The 7,544-nt window shown below is 63.7% G+C and carries 5 protein-coding genes; 3 read left to right on the top strand and 2 right to left on the bottom strand.

What is annotated here, in order from left to right:
- The first annotated feature begins 5 nt into the window (after positions 1 to 5).
- A complete protein-coding gene (locus tag ABJF10_RS09405) occupies positions 6 to 797 on the top strand; it encodes a glycosyl hydrolase family 18 protein (RefSeq protein WP_348544299.1) in 792 nt (263 codons plus the stop codon).
- A gap of 332 nt (positions 798 to 1,129) precedes the next feature.
- Here the strand turns inward: ABJF10_RS09405 and ABJF10_RS09400 are convergent, their stop codons facing one another.
- The gene (locus ABJF10_RS09400; RefSeq protein WP_348544295.1) at positions 1,130 to 1,411 is read right to left on the bottom strand and encodes a hypothetical protein; all 282 of its coding nucleotides are present in this window, start codon (positions 1,409 to 1,411) and stop codon (positions 1,130 to 1,132) included.
- Positions 1,412 to 2,390: 979 nt separating this feature from the next.
- Complete coding sequence (locus ABJF10_RS09395; RefSeq protein ID WP_348544294.1) at positions 2,391 to 3,296, bottom strand: twin-arginine translocation signal domain-containing protein; 906 nt, start codon at positions 3,294 to 3,296, stop codon at positions 2,391 to 2,393.
- 257 nt (positions 3,297 to 3,553) lie between these two features.
- Between ABJF10_RS09395 and ABJF10_RS09390 the strand changes: the two genes are divergently transcribed.
- Positions 3,554 to 6,472: a PVC-type heme-binding CxxCH protein gene (locus ABJF10_RS09390; protein WP_348544292.1), complete on the top strand. Its 2,919-nt coding sequence runs from the start codon at positions 3,554 to 3,556 to the stop codon at positions 6,470 to 6,472.
- Positions 6,469 to 7,542 (top strand): prolyl oligopeptidase family serine peptidase, encoded by a 1,074-nt coding sequence (locus ABJF10_RS09385; RefSeq protein ID WP_348544291.1) that lies wholly within the window; start codon positions 6,469 to 6,471, stop codon positions 7,540 to 7,542. The genes ABJF10_RS09390 and ABJF10_RS09385 overlap by 4 nt, the downstream gene beginning before the upstream one ends.
- Positions 7,543 to 7,544: the final 2 nt, after the last annotated feature.

The raw sequence follows: 7,544 nt of genomic DNA, 5'->3' as shown, positions 1-7,544 counted from the left end.
ACGGCATCGACAAATGCCGCGCCCGCCTCCATCAGGACATCGAAGGTCTCGGCCCCAAGGACGCCCTCACCGATCTCGCCCTCCAGTTCTGGATTCCTACCCGTGAAGGCGGCGTGGAGAAGACTCCCAAGTACGGCGTCGTCCCCGATGCCACTGTCATCGAATTCCGCGACTGGGCGCATCAACACGGCATTCGCGCCCTGCTCTGCGTCTACAACAGCGTCGACGCCTGGGACTGGACCCTCGCCCAGGCCGGCTTCGCCGATCACCCCGCCGAATTCATCCGCGCCCTCGTCGCCGAAATGGAGCGCCTCGGCCTCGACGGCATCGACATCGACCTTGAAGGAGATGGCGGCACCAATTTCGATACCTCGCGAGAGCCCTACGCCGCCTTCATTCGCGACCTCTCCACGCGCCTGCACGCCCTCCACAAACGGCTCACGCTCGACACCTTCGCCTACAAATGGGGCGCCCCGAACCAGTTCTGGTGGGCCGACCTCTTCCCGCACGTCGACGGCCTGAACAGCATGGGCTACCAGCACATCGGCGCCAACGCCCCCGAATGGCGCGCCTACGCCGCCCAAAAAGCCGCCGCCGGTCCCAATGCGGCCAAGCTCCTCCTCGGCGTCCCCGGCCACAAGCCCGACTGGCTCGGCAACACCATCGCCGAACACCTCGACTGGATCGCCCACGACAACGAAGTCGGCCTCACCATCTGGGACGCCCGCTTCAGCGACCCCTACTGGCAAACCCCCGCCGCCTGGCAAACCCTCACCAAAATCCGCCGCGGCCGGTGAGCAACTACCAAAATCGTCACCGGATCGAAATTCGCAAGCAGACGCCGGAGGCGTCAAAGAGATTAGCCCCGGGTCGAGCGAGTCCCCGAGCGACCACCGGAGGTATCGTTCAAAAACAGCGCAGCTCCAACCGTCCCGGCCTCTGGCCGCATCCTCCCTCGATCCGCATAAGAGATGCGGCGGGCGCCGGGACGGTTGGATTGCCCGAGGGGGGATAGGTACCCCGGGTGGTCGCTCGAAGACTCGCTCGACCCGGGGTTACTTTTCTGTGGTCCTTTCGGGACATTGCCATCCAGCGTAAAACCGCCGGGCAACGCCTGACACAAAGCACGTCATTTCGGTTTGTGAAACAAGATAACGTCGCCGCGAATCGTCAAGGCGGCGTTGGACAGCCCAGCGTAGAAATGAAGGATCTCGACGAGTGGCACGTTGGACAGTGGGATCTCGAGCCGCGCCTCGGATGGATCGGACTTCAACCGTTCGGGAGGGTCGGTTCCGGGAATGATCGGCGGTGGCTCCGTTTTCGGCTTGGGGTCGTTCGCGGTGGGCAGCAAATCGACGGAGATAAAAACCGGAAGCTCGTCGCCATATTTCGCTTTATAGCGAACGGCCAATTCGGAAAGGGCACCGGCCAGGGTCCGCTCCTTCGGAGTGACCACATCGAGAGTCCGCTTCTACAGAAGGATCTCCAACGACTCGCCGCCCAACACCGGCATCCCCACCAAGAAAAGCAGCACGAAAAGGAAGGACCAGTTTTTCCGCCAAAACCTCGGACCTTGCTTTCGCCTGGAACCATCAAGCTCTCCGGACACGGCAGAAAAATCGGCACCCATGCCGTTGAGTTTGCCCAGCCAAAGCACCGCCGCCAAATCCAAACTGCTCGATGCGGTTCACCGACACATTCGGAGGCAGGAACGGGGAATTGTAGAAAGGTGGCGGTAGTCCAAGCGAGACTACGGAGTCCATTTCCATTTGACATCGCATATATGAGCGCTCAATGTCGACTTATATGGATGATATTTCGCTTAACTATGGGCGCGACGTGCGTTCGGGAGTTCTAGTGTTTCCAGCGCTGGCTCCGACCGCCGTTTACAGAGACATTCGACCAGTTCCGACTAGTTCCGACCCGCCCAGATGCCTCTGCCTCCAGAGTCACTCCCTCCTTGGGGTCTCAGCGTCGTGATGGTTCCCCATACGCGTGTTTTCCAACTGCGTTTCGCCAGCGGTTTACTCTGGAGTTTCGGCGAGTTCCGACCAGTTCCGACCTTTGAATAATCACCGCCAAACCGGCAAAATCACGCCGCTGATAGAGGCATCGCTCCGCGATATCGGGGCGAGCCGCCCCGACCCTTCTCCGCCGTTTACTCTGATGATCGCACCCAATCGCATCGATCCAAATGTTCGCGCTTCCGGCCTATTTTCTCTCTGCGTCTCGGCGTCTCGGCGGTGCAAAGACCTCCGTCCTGACCAAAAATGCGCTCCCGGTTTTACTCTGGAATCGCACCGAATCGCACCCATCCCCTTTTGTGCCCTTTGTGCCTCTTCGTGGCCACTCCCTCTTCCTTTAGGCTGACTTCCTTCTCCTTGCCACCCTCACACCGGCAGCTTCAGCACCCGCTTCGCATTCTCGAAGAGGATCTTCCGTTCCGCCGCCTTGTCCGGTGCGAGGCGGCGGATCGTGGCCAACATTTGCGAGCCGCTGCACTTTGCGCCCGCGCCCACCGAGTCGCTGCAATCGCTGCCGTACATCAGCTTGTCCTGGTGCCGGGCGAAAAAGCCGCGCGCATGATCCTCGTCGCGCAACATGGCGTTCAGGCCGGAACCGGCGCTCATGTCGCCGAACATGTTCGGGTAATCGCTGAGCAACCGGTCGGTGATGCCTCCCGGCGTCACCGGCCCTTTCGGATACAGCACCGCTTGGTCGGCCTTCGCATCGATGTTCGCCCACCACGTCTGCGCATGGCCGATGAAGTTCACCTTCGGAAATTTCTCGAGGATGGTGTGGAAGCGCTCGAAGCTCGTGTTGTAACGGCCAAACTGAAAATGCAGCAGCACCGGCACGCCAAATTCCGCGGCGATCTCCGCCACCATCGCCACGGCGCGCGAGTCGGCATCGACCATGAATTTCTGCTCCCCGATGCCATGCGCCCCCGCCTTCAGCCCCGCCACAATCACCTCCCGCGCATCGCTCAGGTAGGGCACTTCATTGGCAAAAAAGAAATACTCCTTGGGATGCAACCGCGCCACTTCCTGCACCCGATCGTTGCCACTCGCCCCCGCTTCGAGTTGGTAAAAGCGCCCCGCCGGCAGCAGCACCGTATGCGTCACCCCCATCGTGGTCTGGTGCGCAAGCATCTGCTCATCGGTGCGACCCGAGTAGTCGGTATGCTGATGGATATCGATGACCGGCTCGGCTTCGGCGGCAAAGCCTCCGCTCAATGTCGCCGCAGCAGCAGCGGCCGAGGTGAAGAGAAAGTTCCGGCGGGAGATAGGGCGCATTGGAGGGAAAGGTGCGGTGTGGAAAAAGCAGCCGTCATGCTGAGCTTGCGAAGCACCTCTGATTTCTGCCTTGGCATCATGCGTCACGAATTCCCACTACCAGCCGGCCACGGCGGCCGTACGGCAGAGGAAAGGCAGAGATCAGAGGTCCTTCGACTTCGCTCAGGATGACAATATTGGAATCGGCGAAGTTGTTAAATAAATAACAACAAAGCATCTTTCCGCCACGAGGTTTATTTGGCAGTAAATATCCGCTTATGCGCTTTCACCCCCTCTGGCTGTCGCTGCTCCTCCCATCGTGCGCCCTTCTCGCCGCGGAACTCGTCGTCCAGCCCGGCGATCTCCCCCGCATCCCCGCCACCCCACCGGAAAAAGCCGCGGCCACCTTCACCGTCCGCCCCGGTTTTCACGTCGAGCTCATGTCCGCCGAGCCCACCATCGTCAGCCCGGTGGCGATGGCCTTCGACGAAAACGGCAGGCTCTACGTCGTCGAGATGATCGACTACTCCGAGCGCCGCGAAGAAAAGCTCAGCCGCATCAAGCTCCTCGAGAGCACCAAGGGCGACGGCCATTACGACAAGTCCACCATCTTCGCCGACAACCTGCCCTGGGCCACCGCGATCACCTGCTGGGATGGCGGCGTCTTCGTCCTCGCCTCGCCCGACTTGATCTATTTCAAGGACACCAAGGGCGATGGCCACGCGGACGTCCACGCGCTCGTCGCCAGCGGCTTCGGCAATCTCGTGGAAAAGCTCAACGTCCAGGCGCTCCCCAACTATCTGCAATGGGGCCCCGACCAGCGCATCCACGGCGCGCTCGGCGGGAATGGGAGCCGTATCGCGAGCTTCGCCCACAAGAGCGATCCGCCGCTCGAACTACGCGGCCGCGATTACTCCTTCGACCCGCGCGACCTGCATCTCCGCGCCGAGATCGGCGGCGGGCAGTGGGGCATGAGCTTCGACAACGCCGGGCGCAAATTCATCTGCAACAACAGCCGCCATATCGTGCAACTGCTCTACGGCCTCAACGCCCTGCGCCCCGGCGTGACCCTGCCCCCCGCCGCGGTGGATATCGCGGTCGATGGGCCGCAGGCCGAGGTCTTCCGCACCAGTCCTGATGAGCCCTGGCGGGTCATCCGCACGGCGTGGCGGGTGAGTGGCGCGTCGAAGGGCATGGTGGAAGGCGGCGGCCGGCCGAGCGGCTATTTCACCGGCGCGGCGGGCATCACGATCTATCGCGGCGATGCCTTCCCGGCGGAAAATCTGGGCGACGCTTTCATCGCCGATTGCGGCAGTAATCTCATCCATCGCAAGAAACTGACCGGCGAAGTGCTCCTCACCGCCGAACGCGCCGCCGATGAAAAGAAGAGCGAATTCGCCGCCAGCCGCGACAACTGGTGCCGCCCCGTCTTCTTCACCAACGCACCCGATGGCTGCCTGTGGTTTTGCGACATGTATCGCGAAGTCATCGAGCATCCGTGGTCGTTGCCCGAGCCCCTCAAGTCGCATCTCGATCTCAATTCCGGCAACGACCGCGGCCGGATCTGGCGTCTGGTGCCTGATGGGGCGAATCCGCGCCCGCTGCCCAAGCTCGGCAATCTCCCGAGCAAGGAACTCGTCGCCCTGCTCGCTCACCCCAATGGCTGGCACCGCGACACCGCCGCGCGCCTGCTGCACCAGCGGCAGGATCATTCGGTGATGCCCGATCTGTCCGATCTCGCCACGAGTTCTCCCTCGCCGCTGGGCCGCCTCACCGCGCTGCGGGTCCTCGCCGGCTATGGCGAAATCTCCGACGCGTTGCTCGCCAAGGCCTTGGTGGACAAGGACGCCCAGGTGCGCGTGCAGGCCATCCACACCACCAACACACGCTACGCCGACGCAGCCGTGCCGGCCAATGTCGATGCCGCTTTGCACACCCTCGGCAAGGACGATTCCGGCTTCGTCCGCTACGAACTCGCGTGGGCCCTTGGCTCCCTGCGCGTGCAGGACAAGCCCGGGCTCATCCTGCAGCTCGCCCAGCGCGATGCCACGGATTCCTGGGCTCGCACCGCCTTGCTTGCCTCCACCGGCGATCAGGCCGGCGAGCTCTTCCAGGCCAGCGTCCGCCCCGGCAGCACGAAGATCGATCCCGCATTTTCCCGTGAACTGGCGCGCGCCATCGGCGCTCATCATCAACCCGCCGAGGTGGATGCCGTCATCACCCACGCCATCAGCACGACGGAACCGGCGGATTGGCTGGCGCCGCTCGCCGAGGGCCTCGCGCGCGGCGGCTCGTCGCTCATGAAAGCCGACACCGGCAAAAAGCTTCAGCCCCTCATCGCGAAGGCGACCGATCACCTCCACCGCAATGCCGACATTCATCCGAATGATTTCACCATTCTCGGCGTCACCGGCTCCGCGGATTCCGCCAGCATCATCGCGGCCTCGCTCGGTAATCGTCTGCCCATCTCGCTGGCCACGCCCGCCCTGGAGGCACTCGCTCGTTTGAATCCGCCCACCCTCGGCAAAATCTTCACCGAGACGTGGCCGGCGATTCCGGCCGAAGCGCGCCCCGCTGCACTGCGCCTCTGGCGCACGCGTCCGCTGCAAGTGCCAGCGCTGCTGGATGCCGCCGCCGCCGGCGTCGTCAAGGTCGCGGACTTCTCCGCCGAAGACCTCGCCGCGCTGCGTGAGAGCAAGACGACAGAAATTCGCGCCCGCGCCCTCTCCCTCTTCGGCCCGCCCCCCTCGCGCGATGAGGCCCTCGCCGCCTACCGCCCGGCGCTCGGCATGAAAGGCGACGCCGCCAAGGGCCACGCCACCTTTCAGGCGCGCTGCACGCTCTGCCACCGCTTCCACGCCGAAGGCAACAGCGTCGGCCCCGAACTCGACGCCTCCGCTTCCGCCGGACGTGAAAAGCTCATGGGCAATATTCTCGAGCCATCGCGCGAAATCACCGCCGGCTTCACCATGGCCATCGTCGAGACCAAGAGCGGCGAGCGCGTCGCCGGCGTGGTCGCTGCCGAGACCGACGGCACCGTCGCACTCAAGACTCCGGGCGGGCTGTTGCGCAACTTCCCCCGCATCGACGTCGCCCAGATCGAGCGCTCCACCCGTTCCCTCATGCCCGACGGCATCGAGGCCGGTCTCACTCCGCAGGATATGGCCGACCTGCTGGAATTCCTCTCAACCAAATGAACCGCCGCGGATTCCTCCAACTCCTCGGCGCCGCTTGCGGCGGAGCCTTGGCTGATGCGGAGAATGCCGCGCGGCACCCGTTAATGGAGTATCCGGACCCCAGCGGCGCGTGGCGGCCGGTGCGGACTCCCGCCGATTGGGCACAGCGCCGTCGCGCCATTCTCGCGGCGATGCAGACGATGATGGGACCCGTCCCCGGCCCGGAAAAGCGCTGCCCGCTCGACATGCAGGTGAGGGAAGAAGTGGATGCCGGCACCTATGTCCGCCGCGCGATCACCTACGCCAGTGAACCCGGCTCGCGCGTCCCCGCCTACCTGCTGATTCCCAAGCGTCTCCTCAGCGAGCCCAACGCGAAAACTCCCGCCATCCTCTGCCTGCATCCGACCAACAACACCGACGGCAACAAGACGGTCATCGGCCTCGGCAAGACGGAGAATCGCCAGTATGCGAAGGAATTGGCGGAACGCGGTTTCGTGACGCTCGCGCCGGCCTATCCCTTGCTCGCCGATTACCAGCCCGACCTCACCGCTCTCGGCTACGTGAGCGGCACGATGAAAGCGATCTGGGACAACATGCGCGGGCTCGACCTGCTCGATGCCCTGCCCTTTGTGCAGCACGACAAATATGCCGCCATCGGCCACTCCCTCGGCGGTCACAATTCAGTCTACACCGCAGCCTTCGATGAACGCCTCAAGGCGGTCGTCTCGAGCTGCGGCCTCGATTCCTTCACCGACTACAAAGGCGGCGACATCACCGGCTGGACCAGCACACGCTATATGCCCCGCCTCGCTGCGTTCAAGGGCCGCTCCGGCGAAACACCCTTCGACTTCGACGAATTGCTCGCCGCCCTCGCCCCGCGTCCCGTGATGCTCAGCGCCCCGCTGCACGACGCGAATTTTCGCGCCGCCAGCGTGGACCGCATCACGACCGCCGCTCGCGCGGTCTATGCGCTGCAAGGCGCGCCCGACGCGCTCGTCGTCGAACATCCCGATTGTGAACATGACTTCCCCGAAACCGCTCGCGAGAAAGCTTACGCATTTCTGGCCAAGGCCCTGCGGACCGCCGCCTGATC

The organism is Chthoniobacter sp., from assembly GCF_040003245.1.
GTDB lineage: Bacteria > Verrucomicrobiota > Verrucomicrobiia > Chthoniobacterales > Chthoniobacteraceae > Chthoniobacter.
Note: the sequence above shows the minus strand (reverse complement) of the source record. Positions and strands in the feature narration are given on the sequence as shown.

Coding starts and splice junctions, on each gene's coding strand:
- ABJF10_RS09385 (WP_348544291.1), top strand. CDS start 6,469: ATGAACCGCCGCGGATTCCTCCAACTCCTCGGCGCCGCTTGCGGCGGA.
- ABJF10_RS09395 (WP_348544294.1), bottom strand. CDS start 3,296: ATGCGCCCTATCTCCCGCCGGAACTTTCTCTTCACCTCGGCCGCTGCT.
- ABJF10_RS09390 (WP_348544292.1), top strand. CDS start 3,554: ATGCGCTTTCACCCCCTCTGGCTGTCGCTGCTCCTCCCATCGTGCGCC.